Annotated in this window: 13 protein-coding genes; 5 read left to right on the forward strand and 8 right to left on the reverse strand. The window is 68.1% G+C overall.

Annotated features, from left to right (window positions below):
- Positions 1–185: 185 nt before the first annotated feature.
- Both mnmG and ACW7G0_RS13805 read right to left on the reverse strand, forming a co-directional pair.
- Entirely contained in the window at positions 186–2,075 is a 1,890-nt protein-coding gene (mnmG, locus tag ACW7G0_RS13800; protein WP_456990505.1) for a tRNA uridine-5-carboxymethylaminomethyl(34) synthesis enzyme MnmG, read from the reverse strand.
- Positions 2,076–2,659: 584 nt separating this feature from the next.
- Positions 2,660–3,319, reverse strand: coding sequence for a hypothetical protein (locus ACW7G0_RS13805; protein WP_456990507.1), 660 nt, complete (start codon positions 3,317–3,319; stop codon positions 2,660–2,662).
- Between the two features lie 69 nt (positions 3,320–3,388).
- On the opposite strand from ACW7G0_RS13805, the gene ACW7G0_RS13810 reads away from it, so the two are divergent.
- Positions 3,389–4,396 carry a pyridoxal-phosphate dependent enzyme gene (locus tag ACW7G0_RS13810; RefSeq protein ID WP_456990509.1) on the forward strand — a complete coding sequence of 336 codons (1,008 nt, stop codon included), beginning with the start codon at positions 3,389–3,391 and terminating at the stop codon, positions 4,394–4,396.
- 9 nt (positions 4,397–4,405) lie between these two features.
- Here the strand turns inward: ACW7G0_RS13810 and ACW7G0_RS13815 are convergent, their stop codons facing one another.
- The 6 genes from ACW7G0_RS13815 to bioB form a co-directional block, all read right to left on the reverse strand.
- Positions 4,406–5,053 (reverse strand): hypothetical protein, encoded by a 648-nt coding sequence (locus ACW7G0_RS13815; RefSeq protein WP_456990511.1) that lies wholly within the window; start codon positions 5,051–5,053, stop codon positions 4,406–4,408.
- A 132-nt stretch (positions 5,054–5,185) separates the two neighbouring features.
- The gene (locus ACW7G0_RS13820; RefSeq protein ID WP_456990513.1) at positions 5,186–6,190 is read right to left on the reverse strand and encodes a multidrug resistance efflux transporter family protein; all 1,005 of its coding nucleotides are present in this window, start codon (positions 6,188–6,190) and stop codon (positions 5,186–5,188) included.
- On the reverse strand, positions 6,187–7,122 hold the full coding sequence (bioC, locus tag ACW7G0_RS13825; RefSeq protein WP_456990515.1) for a malonyl-ACP O-methyltransferase BioC: 936 nt from the start codon (positions 7,120–7,122) through the stop codon (positions 6,187–6,189). The genes ACW7G0_RS13820 and bioC overlap by 4 nt, the downstream gene beginning before the upstream one ends.
- Positions 7,119–7,904 carry a pimeloyl-ACP methyl ester esterase BioH gene (bioH, locus tag ACW7G0_RS13830; RefSeq protein ID WP_456990517.1) on the reverse strand — a complete coding sequence of 262 codons (786 nt, stop codon included), beginning with the start codon at positions 7,902–7,904 and terminating at the stop codon, positions 7,119–7,121. Before bioH ends, bioC begins: the two co-directional genes overlap by 4 nt.
- Positions 7,905–7,964: 60 nt before the next feature.
- Complete coding sequence (gene bioF, locus ACW7G0_RS13835; RefSeq protein WP_456990519.1) at positions 7,965–9,185, reverse strand: 8-amino-7-oxononanoate synthase; 1,221 nt, start codon at positions 9,183–9,185, stop codon at positions 7,965–7,967.
- A gap of 2 nt (positions 9,186–9,187) precedes the next feature.
- Positions 9,188–10,330: a biotin synthase BioB gene (gene bioB, locus ACW7G0_RS13840; RefSeq protein ID WP_456990521.1), complete on the reverse strand. Its 1,143-nt coding sequence runs from the start codon at positions 10,328–10,330 to the stop codon at positions 9,188–9,190.
- Between the two features lie 284 nt (positions 10,331–10,614).
- On the opposite strand from bioB, the gene gabT reads away from it, so the two are divergent.
- The 4 genes from gabT (at position 10,615) to ACW7G0_RS13860 (ending at position 17,130) form a co-directional block, all read left to right on the forward strand.
- Complete coding sequence (gene gabT, locus ACW7G0_RS13845) at positions 10,615–11,895, forward strand: 4-aminobutyrate--2-oxoglutarate transaminase (RefSeq protein WP_456990523.1); 1,281 nt, start codon at positions 10,615–10,617, stop codon at positions 11,893–11,895.
- 7 nt (positions 11,896–11,902) lie between these two features.
- On the forward strand, positions 11,903–13,702 hold the full coding sequence (locus ACW7G0_RS13850; protein WP_456990525.1) for an aminotransferase-like domain-containing protein: 1,800 nt from the start codon (positions 11,903–11,905) through the stop codon (positions 13,700–13,702).
- Between the two features lie 96 nt (positions 13,703–13,798).
- Positions 13,799–14,668, forward strand: coding sequence for a carbon-nitrogen hydrolase family protein (locus tag ACW7G0_RS13855; protein WP_456990527.1), 870 nt, complete (start codon positions 13,799–13,801; stop codon positions 14,666–14,668).
- A gap of 53 nt (positions 14,669–14,721) precedes the next feature.
- A complete protein-coding gene (locus tag ACW7G0_RS13860; RefSeq protein ID WP_456990529.1) occupies positions 14,722–17,130 on the forward strand; it encodes a TonB-dependent receptor in 2,409 nt (802 codons plus the stop codon).
- Position 17,131 lies beyond the last annotated feature (1 nt).

Consider the following 17,131-nt stretch of genomic DNA (forward strand, 5'->3'; position numbering starts at 1 on the left):
GTCGTCGCAGGCTCCACGCATCGCCGCGCGAGCGTGCGGGCCATGGTGTCGGGGAATGTTCTAGATCGACTCGGTGTGTCCACGGTGTGGTCATGGCCGGGGGAGTGGGGCCCCGGCAAGCTGCCGCAGTTTAGGCAGCCGCCCGCAAACCGGTCAACCGGGAGTTGACGCCGGCACCAAGTCTCTCAGGCGACCTGGTGGCGTCGCGCGCCCACCAGGTGCACCAGCAGCAACGAGATCGCTGCCGGCGTCATGCCGGGGATGCGTTGGGCCTGACCGATGGTCTGCGGCCGCACCCGCTCGAGCTTGCCGCTGAGCTCCGCCGACAGTCCGCGAACCCGGGCAAAGTCGAAATCCGACGGAATCGCGGTGGTCTCATGGCGTTGCTGCCGGGCAATTTCCTCGTTCTGGCGGTTGAGGTAGCCCGAGTACTTCACCCCGATCTCGACCTGCTCGGCCACCGCCGGATCGGCCACCGCCGGCCCCAGCGAAGCCACTGTCACCAGCCGCGCATAGGTCACTTCCGGGCGCTTGAGCAGGTCGCGCGCGCTGCTCTCGCGGCTCAACTCGATCCCCAGGCTGGCGTTGATCTCGCGGCCCAGCGGATTGTTGGGCGAGGCCCAGATCGCAGCCAGCCGCGCGTTCTCGGTCTCGATTGCCTCGCGCTTGGCGGCAAACGCGGCCCAGCGCGCATCGCCGACCAGACCCAGGTTGCGGCCAGTTTCGGTCAGCCGCAGGTCGGCATTGTCCTCGCGCAGCTGCAGGCGGTACTCGGCACGGCTGGTGAACATCCGGTACGGCTCGACGGTGCCGTGGGTGATCAGGTCATCGACCAGCACACCGATGTACGCCTCGTCGCGGCGCGGACACCAACCGGCCTCCCCACGCACCTGACGCGCCGCATTGACCCCGGCCAGCAGCCCCTGCGCGGCGGCCTCCTCGTAACCGGTGGTGCCATTGATCTGACCGGCGAAGAACAAGCCCTCGACCGCCTTGGTTTCCAAGGTGCTCTTCAGCCCGCGCGGATCGAAAAAGTCGTACTCGATCGCGTAACCGGCGCGGGTGATGTGGGCATTCTCGAACCCGCGGATCGAGCGCACCAGCTCCAATTGCACATCGAACGGCAGCGAGGTGGAAATGCCGTTGGGGTAGATCTCGGCCACGCCCAGTCCCTCCGGCTCGACGAAGATCTGGTGGCTGGTCTTCTCGGCGAAACGCACCACCTTGTCCTCGATCGACGGGCAGTAGCGCGGGCCGATCCCCTCGATCTGGCCGGTGTACAGCGGCGAGCGGTCGAGCGCGCCGCGGATGATCTCGTGGGTGCGCTCGCAGGTCTCGGCGATCCAGCACGACAGCTGGCGCGGGTGGTCGTCGCGCGAGCCCATGAACGACATCACCGGGCGCGGATCGTCACCGGGCTGCTCGACCATCACCGAGTAGTCCAGGCTGCGTCCGTCGATACGCGGCGGGGTGCCGGTCTTCAGCCGGTCCACCACGAACGGGCCTTCGCGCAACCGCTGCGCCAAGGTGACTGATGGCGGATCGCCCGCGCGCCCGGCCGCGTAGGTGGTCAGGCCGACGTGCACCTTGCCGGCGAGGAAGGTGCCGGCGGTCAGGATCACCGCCGGCGCATGGAAGCGCAGGCCGGTCTGGGTGGTGACGCCGTTGACCTTGGCGTTGTCGAAATCGATGTCATCGACGCCGGCCTGGAACAGGGTCAGGTTGGGCTGGTTCTCCACCGCACGGCGGATAAAGGCGCGGTAGAGGCTGCGATCGGCCTGGCAACGCGTCGCCCGCACCGCCGGCCCCTTGCTCGCGTTGAGTCGACGCCACTGGATGCCTGCCGCATCGGCGGCGTGCGCCATGATGCCGCCGAGCGCATCGATCTCCCGCACCAGATGGCCCTTGCCGATCCCGCCGATCGCCGGGTTGCAACTCATCGCGCCGACCGTCTCGACGTTATGGGTCAGCAGCAGGGTGCGCGCCCCGGCGCGCGCCGACGCCAGCGCGGCCTCGGTGCCGGCATGGCCGCCACCGACCACGATCACGTCGTATTGAAAGAAATCATTGCTCATCGCAAGACCCTGGCCAATGGGCCGTCGTTGGGTGACCCGTCGTGACATCCCGAGCCGCCGCAGGGCGTGGATTCTACGCCGTTCACCGGTGTGTCGCGTTCGCGCATTCCGGCCAGACATACCGGACACGCCGGGAACTTGGCACGCTTCATGCTTTATCAATCATGCACCCAACAGGGCAGGCGCCTGGCGCCGGTCGGAATTGGAACAGGGCCGACCAAGTGCCTGTTGGGGAAGCACGGGGGCCGAATGTCGGGGGACATTCGGCCCTTTTTCTATGCATGAAATGAGACCGGTGTCGCACTTTGCGCGAATAAAAGCCGATCCCCTGCCCCGGCGACACACCTCGATCCACGGATTCCTGCCGGCCCCCGGAACATCCCAAACAAGCGAAAGCCCCGCCAGAGCGGGGCTTTCAGTGTAGGTGTCGACGTCAAACGAGGGCGGAACAGGGGGGATCCGAGATTCCTCGTGAGACGTCGACATTGAGACGATACCTGATTACGTCGCATTGCGACGCTCTCTGTCAATACCGGCGCATGGTAGTCATCCGGTGTTGGATTACCGGATCCGGCGTGAATGCGCTATTTCTGCCTGATGGGTTGGGAATTGTCCCGTCCGGCCTTGGACTTGCGGATCATCGTCTCCATCCGTGAACCACGATTGTTGCTGCTTCCCGATGATGGGCGCGTGGAGGTCGGGCGAACCGGCGCAGCGATGACACTACGCTGCACCGCCGCAGGCGAACCGGTCGGACGCTCGGAGCGCTGGATCCGTTCGCGCTGCAGGCGCTCGTAATCCCGCCACGGCGCACGATCGCGGTCGGTATCCGGTCGCGGCGTGTGGTTGCCGTTGTTGCCGTGATTGTTGTTGTGGCCGGGCCGCACCACGATCACCGGTGGCCGGTAGTAGCCATAGGGATAGCGGCGGTTATAGCTGTTGCCGTAATAGGCGTTGCCGTAATAGGCGTTGCCGTAGTAGCCCGGGTAACGATTACTGTAGTAGCCGTCGTTCCCGTACCGGTTGTAGTACCGGTAGTCGGTGCTCGGCTGACCGTAGTAGTAGTCGCCGCGAGCCTGTTGATAGCCGTATCCGCCGGTCATGCAACCGCCCAGCAGCGCCATCGCGGAAAGTGGCAAGATCAGTTTTCTAAGCATTGCGGGATCCCCCGTTATGATGTAGCCATCGTCGGCTTCCGGCATTGAACTAGCGCTTAACTCGGCAATTCGATCATTCAGCTCCATGCTGGCATGGCCGCTGGCCTGGCGCCGTCCGGCTTGCTGCGCCCCATCCTGTCGCGCCGGACTCATCCAATGCAAATCACCCTCCCCGAGATTCCGTCCGGTCAGCCGACCTCCGCTGCGCTGGATTTTGATGCCATCCTCCACGCCGCCGCGCGCATTGCGCCGCACGTCCACGCGACCCCCGTGTTGCGGTCGCGCACCCTGGACACCTTGGCCGGCTGCGAGCTCCATTTCAAATGCGAGAACCTGCAGCGGACCGGAGCGTTCAAGTTCCGCGGTGCGTGCAATACGATTTTCTCGCTGACCGAGACCGAACTCGCCCGCGGCATCGTCACCCAGAGCTCAGGCAACCACGGCGCGGCGATAGCGCTGGCGTGCCGGTTGCGCCACGCCGGGGCGACCGTGGTAGCGCCACGCAACGCCTCCGCGGTCAAGCTGGCGGCAATGCGCAATTACGGCGCGCGGGTGATCCTCTGCGATCCGACGCAGGCATCGCGCGACCAGGTCACAGCCGAGGTGCTGCGCGACACCGGCGCGATATTGGTGCATCCATTCAACGACACCCGGGTGATCGCCGGCCAGGGCACCGCGACGCTGGAACTGCTGCACAGCGTCGCCAACCTGGACACGGTGATCACACCCGTCAGTGGTGGTGGCCTGTTGTCGGGTGCGGCGTTGGCCGCGCATGGCATCGATCCGGCGATCGAGGTGCTGGGCGCCGAGCCCGAAGGCGCGCGCGACGCGCATGATTCGCTGCAGGCCGGGACGCGCATCTCCGGCCGCGCCGTCGACACCATCTGCGACGGCTTGCGCGCCGAACTGGGGACACTGACCTTCCCGATCGTGCAAGCCCACGTGCGCGCCATCCTGCTGGCCAGCGACCCACAGGTAGTGGCGGCGATGCGGCTGTTGTGGGAGCGCATGAAGCTGGTGGTGGAGCCGTCTGCCGCCGTGCCGCTGGCGGTGGTGCTGGCCCATCCCGGGCGTTTCGCCGGACGTCGCGTCGGCATCATCCTCTCCGGCGGCAACGTCGATCTGGACACGCTGCCGGCGTTGCTGGCGCTGGAAACCGCCTGAGGCTCCGTGCTATCGCAATGGCACAACGTCCGCGCCCGGCGCAGCGACACTGGTACCAATTGCCAACTGCTCCAGGCCTTCACCCAGCAACAGGCGTGCGACCGAGGCGCGTTCCGGTAACGGCCGGTCGTGCAACGCGTCCAGCAACCAGCCAATCGACCGGCAGCGGGCGTCGGTGTCAGTGCCATTCAGGCCGGCGACAAACCCGTCATTGACCAGTGCCGCGCGTACCCCGGCGGCTTTCAGTGACTGCCGTGCCACCGCCTCGTCGTAAGGCTGTACCGGCGCTTGCATGGCCGCGACAAACACGTTGGCCACTGCGGTGGCGAAGCGGTCCTGGTTGACCGGTCCCAGCCGGTTGGCGATCGCGTTCAGCCCGGCCAGGCTGCGGTCCGTGCCGGGATCGAACAACTGGCACAACGCGGCGGCTTCTTCCGGGCTACGGGTGCTTGCGTGGGCGGCCTGCAACAGTCCGTCAATGGCCGGGTCCGGCGCGCGACGCAGCAACTCGCGGCCGTCGGCCACCAGTACACCCGGATCAAACCCCCACTGTTCAATGACGCTGGTGGGCGCGTCCTGCGCGCGCACCGGCAGCAGACTGCTGACCAGCAGGGTGAGGACGGAAGTCGCCAAGGCTATGGAGGTTGGGCTGAACATGCTCGACTCGTTGCGTGGCGTGACGTGTGAACGAATCTAGCGGCCCGCGGCTGAACGCAACGTGCGTTTCAGGCGCGGCGTTTGCGCGTTCCAAGCGCCGCGCGAGGCGTTCTAGCCGCCGCGCTACTCGCGTTAAGCGCCGCGTTCGCTTCGCAAGTCCTGGATGGCACGCCGGTCACCGGCGGCGTTGCGGGCCGCTACCCAGCTGGAGCCGATAATGCCGACGATCACGATCCCCGCGCCCCACAACGCCAGCCCTTGCGGCCAAGCCTCGCCCAGCCAGAGCACCCCCATGATGGTGGCGAACAGGATCTCCGCCCCCTGCATCGCCTCGACCGCCGCCAGGCCCGTCGCGGTGTCGCGAACCATGCCGGTGGCCTGGAAAAACAGCACGGTGGCGATGATCCCGGCGCCCACTGCTACCCCGGCCGCCAACCACACCTGGTCGACGGGTGGCAGTCCGGCCTGGCTACCGGCATACAACGCCACCAGCAGCCACGCCGGCTGGCTCGCCAGGGTCAGTCCAAACACGCGCTGGGTGGCATTGAGCTCCGGGACACCGGGTTGGGCCACCCGCTCCAGGTGCAGCAACAAACCGCGGTTGCCCAGCGGAAAGGCCACCGCGGCGATCACGACGCAGAACAAGGCGATCCAACCGTCGCGATCAAGCCCCCCACCGCTGACGCCAAACTGCATCAGCAATACGCCCGCCACCACCACCAGTCCGGTGCCCAGTGCAGGCAGCGGAATGCGCGCACGTTCGTCGGAGTACAACAGCGGAGCGCACAACATCCCGGCAATCACGGTCAGCATGAAGGTGCCGGCCACCAACCATGACGGGCCGCTGGCGGCGGCGTAGCTCAGGCCGATGTAGAACAACACGAACCCCACCGTGCTCCAGCCCAACCACGGCCACGGATGCGCCCGGATCGCCCGCCACACCGGCTTGATTCCGCCCTGCCAGTGCATCAACGGCAGCATCAGCGGCAAAGCGATCAGGTAACGCAGCGCGGCCGTCCACGCCCAATGCCCGCCACTGGTCGCCGCCGCCCGGTTGAGCACATAGGTACTGGTGAAAAACAGCCCCGACAGCAACGCTATCGCGACCGCAAGCAAGGTCAATTTGCGCTGATTCAACGGCCAGATCCGGAGCGCTTGCGAACCTGGATGGTCGACAGTGGCACCTGCACTTCGTCGACCCCATCGACCCGGATCGGCGCACCCGGCGGCGGGCCCCAGGCGTGGGCGTAGATCACCTCCCAGGTCACCGGCAGCTGGCCATCGGCCCCGCGCAATGCTTCGTAGGCCAGGCAGGCCCGGGCAAACCTGGCACGGCCGGTAAGGCTGCGGCGACGCGTAGCCAGCGCGTTGGTGGCACCGAGCGCCTGCAGCTCGCGCATCAGACTGGCCAGGTCGGGGTGGCCGAGGCGGAACTCGTCGCGGTCCAGCACCGGGTCCTTGAAACCAGCCGCGATCAGCGCATCACCGAATGGGCCGATCGCGGTGAACGGGCTCACATGCGGCGCCTCATCCGCGTCGGCAAACGCCTGCCGCAACTCGATCAGGGTATCCATGCCGAACGTCGACACCAGCATCAGGCCACCGGGCTTGAGTACCCGCCGGATGCCGGCGAACACCGCCGGCAGGTCCTCGACCCATTGCAGGCACAGATTGGAAAACAGCACGTCGACGCTGCGGTCGGCCAGCGGCAGCGCGCGCGCGTCGGCGCAGACCGGAACCGGCTTGTTCGCAAACGGATTGAGGCGTGGCAGCCCGGCCGGGCGCCCGGCTGCACTTACCTGCGCCAGCATCCCCGGGGCCGCGTCGATCGCCAGCACCCGCGCCTTCGGCCAGCGCTTCTGCAACGTCGCCGACATATGCCCCGGCCCGCAGCCCAGGTCGACCACGACCTTTGGCGGCGCCAGTGCGAGCGCGGGGTCGTCGAGATAGTCCAGCGACTCGGCCAGCCGCGACGCGACTTCGCGCTGCAACGCGGCGGCGGAATCGTAGTCACTTGCGGCGCGCGAGAACGCGCGGCGCACCTGGCGATGGTCAAACAAGCCGTTCATGCCGGCTGCTCCGTATGGATCGATTGCATGAACGCGTCGATCTCGGTTGCGACTTCATCGGCGGCGCCCAGGAACGGCGCGTGACCGGCATTGCCAATCACCACGCTGCGCGCATTGGGCGCCAACGCGGCGGCGGCCGGCATCGCGGTGGCGGGAACCAGGCGGTCGCGGCGGCCGGACAACCACAGGCTGGGTACCTGCAGGTCCGCCAGTTCGGCACGCATATCCACCGAGTCCAGCAAGCGCAAGCCCTCCAATAGCGCGTGCGGCGCCGGCTCACCACGCTCGAACGCCTGGGTCTTCAGCTCACGCAGTTCTTCCTGCGCGCTGCTGGAGCCCAGCGCCTCCAGCGCCAGGAAGCCCTCCAGGGTGCCGCGAAAATCACGCATCAATGCTTGTCCGAAGTCCGCAAACAGCTCGCGCCCGACTCCGTGCGGCCAACTGTCATCGTCACTACGCACGAAGCGCGGCGAGGAGGCGACCATCACCAGGCCGCGGACGTTGTCGGGGTGGTCCAGTGCGGCACGCATCGCCACCTGGCCACCCAGTGACCAGCCCAGCCAGACCGCATCCGGCACTCGCGCCACCAGCGCTTGCGCCAATGCCGCCGGCTCCAGGCTGCTGGCGTCGTCACGGGAATGGCCGTGGCCGGGCAAGTCGACGCTGTGCAGCGTATAGCGTCCGGCCAGCCGGTCGACCAAGGGGGCGAACAGGCCGCCGTGCATCGCCCAGCCGTGGATCAGGCCGAGTGCCGGGCCGTGCCCGCGGGTTTGAATGTGCATGGTGTTCTTGCGGCTACCGCGGCTGGAGTGAGGAGAGGGTCGAGTGCATTGCCGCTCGCGCTACGCCATCGCCCCGGCCTGGATCGCGGCAACCCGCGCTTCCGCCTCGGCGCGGTCCCGGGCCCGAAGCAACGCCTCGACCAGCCCATCGATATCGCTGCTGGCATGCAACGCCGACAAGGTTACCCGCAGCCGCGCGCGACCGTCCGGAACCGTGGGCGGCCGGATCGCGGCGACCCAGTAACCCTCGCGCTCCAGGGCGGCGGCCATCGACAGCGCACGCGCATCATCACCGACCAGTACCGGCTGGATCGGTGTGTCCGACGGCAGCAGTGTCAGCCCGGCGCTGCGCGCACGAAAGCGGAAATGGGCCGCCAGCTCGACCAGCTTCTCGCGCCGCCAGTGCTCCTTGCGGGCCAGCCGCACCGCCGTCAGGCTGGCAGCGGCCTGGGCCGGCGGCAACGCGGTGGTATAGAGATAGGGCCGTGCGGTTTCCGCCAGGTGCTCGATCAAGTCATGGTCACCCACTACCGCTGCGCCATAACTGCCCAGCGCCTTGCCCAGGGTCGCCAGTTGCAGCGGGACCTGTTTCACCGACAAACCCGCTTCGGCCACGCTGCCTTGCCCATCGGGCCCCAGCACGCCAATGCCGTGGGCATCGTCGACATACAGCAGCGCGTTCTGGACGCGCGCGACCAACGCCAGCTGGCGCAGCGGCGCGACATCGCCATCCATGCTGAACACGCCATCGGTGGCCAGCATTGCAACGCCTTTGGGCAGGCTGCGCAGCTGGCGGATCGCACCCTCCGCGTCGGCGTGTGGATAGCGCCTCAGGTGGCAACCGGCCAGGCGCGCCGCATCGATCAGGCTGGCGTGGTTGAGGCGGTCCTGGACGCAGATATCCTCATCGCCGAGCAACGCCTGAACCACCGCCAGGTTGGCCAGAAACCCGCTGCCGAACAGCAGGGCCTGCGGCGCGCCGAGCCAATCGGCCAGCTCTTTCTCCAGCCGGTCGTGCAAGTCGTGGTGGCCGCAGACCAGGTGCGACCCCAGGCCACCGGCGCCCTCGCGCGCCGCCGCATCCTGCAGCGCACCGACTACGGCGTAATGTTGGGACAGGCCAAGGTAATCGTTGCTGCAGAAATTCAGCAGTTGGCGGCCATCGACGATGCAACGCGCGCCATCGCGATGGCTGACCACGCGCCGGACCCGGCTACGCGACGCGGCGACCCGCGCCAGACGCGCAGCCTCGATGCGTTCACGCCAGGACGCACGCGCCATGTTCAGACTACGCCGGCGGTGCGGACGGTATCCATGCCGGGAAGTGTATCCCGGGTTTCAATCTCGATGTGGTTCGCCTCGATGCGGCCAGTCTCCACGATGTCGGCGTGCACGGTCGCGCCCGGCGGCGGTGCCTGCTCGACGACCGGCATCGGCCGCAGACCCAGGCGCTCGAACAAGGCCCGATCGCGGTTGGTCTCGGGGTTGTCGGTGGTCAGCAACTTCTCGCCGTAGAAGATCGAGTTGGCGCCGGCCACGAAACACAGCGCCTGCAACTCGTCGGACATCTGCTGACGCCCGGCGGACAGGCGCACCATCGACAACGGCATCAGCAAGCGCGCCACGGCAATCGTGCGGGCAAACTCGAATGGATCCAGCTCGGCCAGGTTCTTGTCGTCGGCCAGCGGCGTGCCCTCGACCTTGACCAACCGGTTGATCGGCACCGACTCGGGATGCGACGGCAGGTTGGCCAGCGTCTGCAGCAGGCCGGCGCGCTGGTCGCGCGACTCGCCCAACCCGACGATGCCGCCGCAGCAGGTCTTCAGGCCGACGCCGCGCACGTGGGCCAGCGTATCCAGCCGGTCCTGGTAGTCGCGGGTGTGGATGATCTGGTCGTAGAACTCCGGCGCGGTGTCCAGGTTGTGGTTGTAGTAGTCCAGCCCCGCCGCTTTCAACGATTGTGCCTGGCCGCCGCTGAGCATTCCCAGCGTCGCGCAGGTCTCCAACCCTAGCGCCTTCACCTCGCGGATCATCGCGGCGACCTTCGGGATGTCGCGGTCGGCCGGTGAGCGCCACGCCGCGCCCATGCAGAACCGCGAAGCGCCGGCCGCCTTGGCCGCACGCGCCTTGTCCAGCACCGCGTCGGTCGACATCAGCTTCTGCGCGTCCACCCCGGTGTGATAGCGCTGCGCCTGCGGGCAGTAGGAGCAATCCTCGGGGCAGCCGCCGGTCTTTACCGACAACAAGGTGCTGACCTGGACCTCGTTGGGGTCGAAGTTGGCGCGATGCACGCTGGCCGCACGGAACAGCAACTCGGGAAACGGCAAGTCGAACAGGGCGCGCACTTCACTGCGGGTCCAGTCATGACGGATCCGGGGCGGCGCGACAGCTGGATCGCGGGCGGTGGTTTCACTGACAGCAGGCATGGCGGTTTTCCGACAGATGACGACAAGGCTAAACGTGGCAGTCTGGAAAGCATGGCCTGCACTGTCAACCAAATAGCTCCCAAGAAAGTTGACAGTCAACCACAACGCAAGACCAGCCGGCATGCACGCTGCAGGTGGTGCTAACGCGCCCCATGCATCGCCCAGCCGCCCGCGCGCTGGCGTGCGCTGTACTAGTGACTGGCACCAGCGACCGTCGCACTCTGGCCCTATGATCGCCAGCGTGGCCCTCGCAATCTGGCCCCATAGCCCGAGGAGCCTAGACCGTGACCGACCACACCCAACTGCAACAGCGCCGCATCGCCGCAATTCCCCGCGGGGTGGCGACCGCGATGTCGAACTTCGCCGACCGCGCCGAGAACGCCGAGCTGTGGGATACCGACGGCAAGCGTTTCGTCGATTTCGCCGGCGGCATCGCCGTGCTCAACGTCGGCCATCGCCATCCAAAAGTGATGGCGGCGGTGCGCGACCAGTTGGACCGCTATACCCACACCGCCTTCCAGGTCATGGCCTACGAGCCTTACGTGGCGCTGGCCGAACGCCTGAACGCGCTGGCGCCAATCGACGGCCCGGCCAAGACCATCCTGTTTTCCACCGGTGCCGAGGCGGTGGAGAACGCGGTCAAGATCGCCCGCGCCGCGACCCGTCGCCGGGCGGTGATCGCCTTCTCCGGAGGCTTCCACGGCCGCAGCTTCATGGCGATGGCGATGACCGGCAAGACCGTGCCGTACAAGCGCGGTTTCGGCCCCCTGCCGGGCGACGTCCACCACCTGCCGTTCCCGGCCGCGCACACGGGCGGCACGGTGGAAGAGAGTCTGGCTGCGCTGGATGCCCTGTTCCGCACCGACGTCTCGCCCGAGGACGTCGCGGCGATCGTGATCGAGCCGGTTCAGGGCGAAGGCGGCTTCCTGCCCGCGCCGACCGAGCTGATGCTCGCGTTGCGACGGATCGCCGACGAGCACGGCATCGTGCTGGTCGCCGACGAGGTCCAGACCGGCTTCGGCCGCACCGGGCGCATGTTCGGCATCGAACACACCGGCGTCCGCCCCGACCTCATGATCGTGGCCAAGTCGCTTGCCGGCGGCTTCCCGCTGTCCGGCGTGATCGGCCGCGCGGCGCTGATGGACGCGGCCGAGCCCGGCGGACTGGGCGGCACCTATGCCGGCTCGCCGATCGCCTGCGCCGCCGCGCTGGCGGTGCTGGACGTGATCGAGGAAGAAGCGCTGCTGGAGCGCGCGCGCGATCTCGGCAAGCGGGTCGAGGAGCGCCTGGCGGCCTTCGCACAGCGCGACGACCTGCGGCCGATCGGCAACGTCCGCGGCCTGGGCTCGATGCTCGCCTTCGACCTGCTGGCCAGGCGCGGCGACGCCGAGCCCGATCCGGCCGCGACCCGCGCGGTACTGCAGCGTGCGCATGCGCTGGGCCTGGTGCTGCTGGGCTGCGGCGGCCAGGGTGAATCGATCCGGCTGCTGTACCCGCTGACGATCACCGACGCCGTCTTCGAGGAGGGCATGGCGCTGCTGGAGAATGCCCTGAAGGCCGACTGACGATGCGATGAAGAACCAGCCCTGCACCGCCGACCTGCTGTCCATCACCCTGGATCCGGGCAGCCCGCTGAGCCTGCAGCAGCAGCTGCGGCAGCAGGTCACCGATGCGATCCTTCGCGGTGCCCTGAGACCGGGGCGGCGGCTGCCGTCCTCGCGCCTGCTGGCCGAGCGGATCGGCGTGTCGCGCAACACCGTCAGCCTCGCTTATGACGCGCTGCTCGCCGAGGGCCACCTGAGCAGCCGTCCGCGCAGCGGCCTGTACGTGTCGGCGCGCGCACCCGGACCGGTGGTGGGCCGGGCGGCGCGCGGCATCGAGCCGCCATCGCCACTGACCTCGCGCCTGCCTCCGGCACCGGAGGAGGATGGCTTCCGGTGTCCGCAACACTGGCACCGCTACCCGTTCCCGTTCATCGACGGACGCGTGGACCGGGAGTTGGCGCCGGTGGCCGAGTGGAGCGAGGCGATCCGCCTCGCGGGCTCGCGCCACGAGGTCGTGGAATGGCCGCTCGAAGCCGGCAGTCGCGACGATTCGATGCTGGTTGAGGAAATGCGCGGCAAGGTGCTGCCCATGCGCGGCATCGAAGCCGGCGCCGACGAACTGCTGATGACGATCTCGGCCGCTCAGGCGCTGTATCTCGCCGCGGAGATCCTGATCCGCCGCGGTACCCGGGTGGCACTGGAGCGGCCGATCGATGCCGAGTTCGAACGCCGACTGCGCCGGCGCGACGTGGAAGTCACGATCCTCGACCCGACCTCACGCGAGCCGCTACCGGCCGGCGTGGTGGTGGTCACCAGCGCGCGCCACGGCATCGCGGCCGAGTCGAGTTATCCGCGTGAACTGCTCGAACGCGTCGCCGCAGCGGACGGGCTGCTGATCGAGCAGGATGTCCCGGCCGGCGTGCAGGACGGCGGCCGCGTCGCACCGGCACTGCGCGCGCTGGACCAGCAAGGCCGGGTGGTCTACGTCGGCAGCCTGGCGCCGTCGGCCTCCTGCGGCGAACCTCCAGGCGTGCTGGTGGCACCGGCAGCCTTCATCGAGCGCGCGCGCCGGCTCCGTCGCCACCAGGGCGCAGTGCCACCGCGCGTGTTGCAGCGCGCATGGGCCTACTTCATCGGCCTGGGGCACTACTCGGCGTCGCTGGTGCGCGCCGGCCGCATCCTGGCCGAACGTCGCACCGCGCTGCGCGACGCACTCAACCATTACCTGCACGAGATGGTCAGCATCGATACCTCGCCCGGTGCCAGCGCGTACCGGGTGAGTTTCGGCACCGACATGGACGCGCGCGAACTGGCGCGCCAGGCGGCTCTGATCGGCGTGCTGGTCGAGCCGATGCGCTACGCCGACGGCCGCGAGGCACTGTGCATGGGCGTAACCGGCATCACCGCCTCCCGCATCCGCGAAGGCGTGCGCCACCTCGCGCACCTGGTCCGCGGCGACCTGGCACCGGCCTCGCGCCGCATCGGGGACGAGACCGCGGCGCCGGTGGCCGGCAGGGCGCTGCGCCGGGCCATGGCCGGCAGCACCCTGCTCTACAGCACCGTCTACGGCGAGCCCTGCACGCTGGAGATCCACACCACCGGCGGTCTGTCCGGTACCGCCGGCTACACCGACGAGGACTGCGACCAGGGCCACTGGTGGGTTGAGGGTGGCCGCTGGTACCGGCAGTGGCGGTCCTGGGCCTACGGCGAGGCGTCCGGCTTCACCGTGGTACTGGACGGCGACCAGGTGCGCTTCTATGGCGACGACGGCCTGCTGGTCGACACCGCGGTGCTGACCCGCAAGACCCCGGCGCATCGGCGCAGGTGAGCCCACTGGCTCCACCGCTTGTCCCCAACTGGATCTAAGCGCAGCCGCGATGCCGGGCCTACCGTCGGGCATATCGACATCGAACAGGATCACGCCTTGGGGAACCGAAACTCTTCACCCTCCTTCGGAATTGCCGGACTCCAGCTCGACCTCGCGTCGGGCGACAACCTGGAGCGGATCGCGAAGGAGGTCTCCCAGGTCGCCAGGCGCTTCCCCTGGGTGAGGATGGTGCTGCTGGGTGAGCTGGGCTGCTTTGGTGCCAACACCAGCCACGCGCAGTGCCTGCCCGGTGACGCCGAAGAGATCCTGCGCGGCATCGCCCGCGACAACGGCCTGTGGCTGATCCCCGGTTCGCTGTACGAACGTGACGGCGACAAGGTCTACAACACCACCCCGGTGATCGACCCCGAAGGGAACGTCATCGCGCGCTACCGCAAGATGTTCCCGTTCGCGCCCTACGAGCGCGATGTCGCGCCCGGCAGCGAGTTCGTGGTGTTCGACGTGCCCGGCGCCGGCCGCTTCGGCGTGTCGATCTGCTACGACATGTGGTTCCCGGAGACCACGCGATCGCTGGTCGCCCTGGGCGCGGAGGTGATCCTGCACCCGACACTGACCAACTCCATCGACCGCGAGGCGGAGCTCGCGATCGCCCGTGCCAGCGCGACCACCAACCAGTGCTATTTCGTCGACATCAACGTCGCCGGCCAGCTCGGCGTCGGCCGCTCGGTGGTCTGCGGACCCGGCGGCGAGGTCATCCACCAGGCCGGCAGCGGGCGCGAGGTGATCGCGTTCGAGGTCGACTTCGCCCACGTCCGCCGCTGCCGCGAACGCGGCTGGAACGGGCTCGGGCAGCCACTGAAGAGCTTCCGCGACAGCACTGCCGTGTTTCCCGCCTACGGCGCCGCGTCGGCGCCCTCGACCGCACTGGACGCACTCGGGCCGCTGCAACTGCCCGGGGCCGAATGAGCCCGCAACCCATCCGCCACGTTTCCAAATTCTTGCCTGGGGAGGCCGAGAACATGAACGCAACGCACACACGCAAGACCCTGCCGCACCACTATCGCCCTCGCTGTTCTCCGCTCGCCGTCGCGATCATGGTCGGACTATTGGCGCAGGCGCCCGCGTTCGCACAGCAGGCGCCACCGGCCGACGAACCGGCCAGCACGCCCACCGAGCTCGACACCATCGTGGTGACCGCACAGGGACGCGAGCAGGACATCCTGACGGTGCCCTACAACATCAGCGTGGTGTCCGGCGAGGCGATCGAGAACCGGCACATCCTCGACACCGCCGAGCTGATGCGCAGCGTCCCCGGCGTGGCCGTGGTCGACCGCGGCGCGCGCAACTCCAGCGTGGTCAGCGGCATCCGCATCCGCGGCCTCAACGTCGACAGCTCGGCGCTGGGCGACTACGCGGTCTCGGCGATGTCGCCGGTGGCCACGTACATCGACAAGACCCCGCTGTTTGCCAACTTCCTGCTCTCCGACATCGACCGCGTCGAGGTGCTGCGCGGGCCGCAGGGCACGCTGTACGGCTCGGGCGCGCTGGGGGGCGCGGTGCGCTTCCTGCTGCGCCAGCCCGAGCTGGATACCTGGGACGCGCGGGCGAGCGTCAGCGCGTCGAGCGTCGACAACTCCGGCGGCATCGGCTGGTCGGGATCGGGAACACTCAACGTCCCCGTATCGGACACCGTGGCCATGCGCTTCAACGTCACCGGCAACGACTTCGCGGGCGCCACCGACTACCGCAACGTCTACCGCCTGGACGGCGACGGCGTCCCGACCGCTCCGGACGGCATCCTCGCCCCGACGGCCGAGTACGAAAACGCCCGCGACGCCGACACCGTGCGCCAGAACTATGGCCGCGCCTCGATGTTGTGGAAGCCCAACGACGCCTTCGACCTGACCCTGAGCTACATGGCCCAGGCCGACCGCTTCGGCGGCCGCCGCGCCACCAGCCTGGGCAGCGACGGCTGGGGCGAGCCCTACGGCGACCTCGAGGTCGGCTCGGTGCAGCGCGAACCGGCCGCGCGCCACGTCAACCTCACCAGCCTGGAGGCCAACGTCGACCTCGGCTTCGCCACGCTCACCTCCAGTACTTCGTCCTACAACCACGAGGGCGACATCACCAGCGAGAACACCGGCTTCTACGCCCAGAACGGCTGGCTCGGTTTCTACTACAACTACCCGCGGCCGCTGGCCACCGCGGACCGCAGCTACGGCGAGAAAGCCTTCACCCAGGAGCTGCGCCTGATCTCGAAGACCGATGGTGCGTTCGACTACGTCGTCGGCGCCTATTACCAGGACCAGGACCGCTTCGCGACCCAGATCAGCTACCTGCGCGGCTTCAAGAACTGGTGGGACGCCGCCTTCCCGGGCGCGGAGGGCGCGGTGATCAGCGACGTCGACTACGACTACCGCCAGGACGAGAACTTCAAGGAGACTGCGGTCTACGGCGAGCTGACCTGGCACGCCACCGACAGCCTGCAGTTCACCGGCGGCTTCCGCCACTTCCGCCACGAGGCGGAGACCGACGTCGCGCAGACCACCAGCAACTGGGCGTCGCTGGTCGACAGCTCGCAATCGCACGGCGAAGAGAGCGACACCCGCACCCTGTTCAAGGGCAACGCGTCGTGGTTCTTCAGCGCCGACAGCCAGCTTTACGCCACCATCTCGGAAGGCTACCGCCGCGGCGGCACCAACGGCACGCCGACCACCGGCAACTTCGCCGAGGACCCGGCCTGGACCACCTACAAGTCCGACACCGTGCGCAACCACGAGCTGGGCGTGAAGGGCCGCATCGGCCGCAACACCTACAACGCCAACGTGTTCTACGTCGACTGGGAGGACCCGCAGGTCAACAGTTCGACCACGTGGTGGGGCTTCTTCGCGGTGCAGAACGCGGAGAAGGCCAGCACCCGCGGCGTCGAGCTGGAACTGTCCGGCGGCCTCGGCGAAGGCTTCAACTACAGCCTTGGCTATACGTATACCAAGGCGCAGCTGGAGGCCGATGCCATCGCCGCCGACGGTGCCTACCTCTACGGCTACAAGGGCGACTCGCTGCCCGGCGTACCCGAGCACCGCTTCAACGCCGCCGGCAGCTATGGCATCCCGGTCGGCCGCGGCCTGCTGACGCTGCGCGGCGACGCCTATTACCAGTCGGAATCGGAAAACGCGCTCAGCCTCAACCCGAAGTTCCAGCGCACGCTCGACGGCTTCCCGATCTTCAACGCGTCCGCCACGTACAGCGTCGACAACTGGGACGTGACACTGTGGATGAAGAACCTCGCCAACGAGGAAGGCATCAGCGGCCTTTACACCGAGGAGTACATGGGCACGGCACCCTCGGAGGGCTACTTCGGCAACGGCTCCAAGGCGCTGATTGCACTGCCGCGCACCGTGGGCGTGACGATCGGCTACCGTTTCTGAC

Source organism: Lysobacter sp. A286 (assembly GCF_054052105.1).

Bases quoted from the DNA above. Each gene is read 5' to 3' on its own strand.
- ACW7G0_RS13850 (WP_456990525.1), top strand. From the start codon at position 11,903: ATGAAGAACCAGCCCTGCACCGCCGACCTGCTGTCCATCACCCTGGAT.
- bioC (WP_456990515.1), bottom strand. From the start codon at position 7,122: ATGAACGGCTTGTTTGACCATCGCCAGGTGCGCCGCGCGTTCTCGCGC.
- bioB (WP_456990521.1), bottom strand. From the start codon at position 10,330: ATGCCTGCTGTCAGTGAAACCACCGCCCGCGATCCAGCTGTCGCGCCG.
- bioF (WP_456990519.1), bottom strand. From the start codon at position 9,185: ATGGCGCGTGCGTCCTGGCGTGAACGCATCGAGGCTGCGCGTCTGGCG.
- ACW7G0_RS13805 (WP_456990507.1), bottom strand. From the start codon at position 3,319: ATGGAGCTGAATGATCGAATTGCCGAGTTAAGCGCTAGTTCAATGCCG.
- ACW7G0_RS13810 (WP_456990509.1), top strand. From the start codon at position 3,389: ATGCAAATCACCCTCCCCGAGATTCCGTCCGGTCAGCCGACCTCCGCT.
- ACW7G0_RS13815 (WP_456990511.1), bottom strand. From the start codon at position 5,053: ATGTTCAGCCCAACCTCCATAGCCTTGGCGACTTCCGTCCTCACCCTG.
- ACW7G0_RS13860 (WP_456990529.1), top strand. From the start codon at position 14,722: ATGAACGCAACGCACACACGCAAGACCCTGCCGCACCACTATCGCCCT.
- mnmG (WP_456990505.1), bottom strand. From the start codon at position 2,075: ATGAGCAATGATTTCTTTCAATACGACGTGATCGTGGTCGGTGGCGGC.
- bioH (WP_456990517.1), bottom strand. From the start codon at position 7,904: ATGCACATTCAAACCCGCGGGCACGGCCCGGCACTCGGCCTGATCCAC.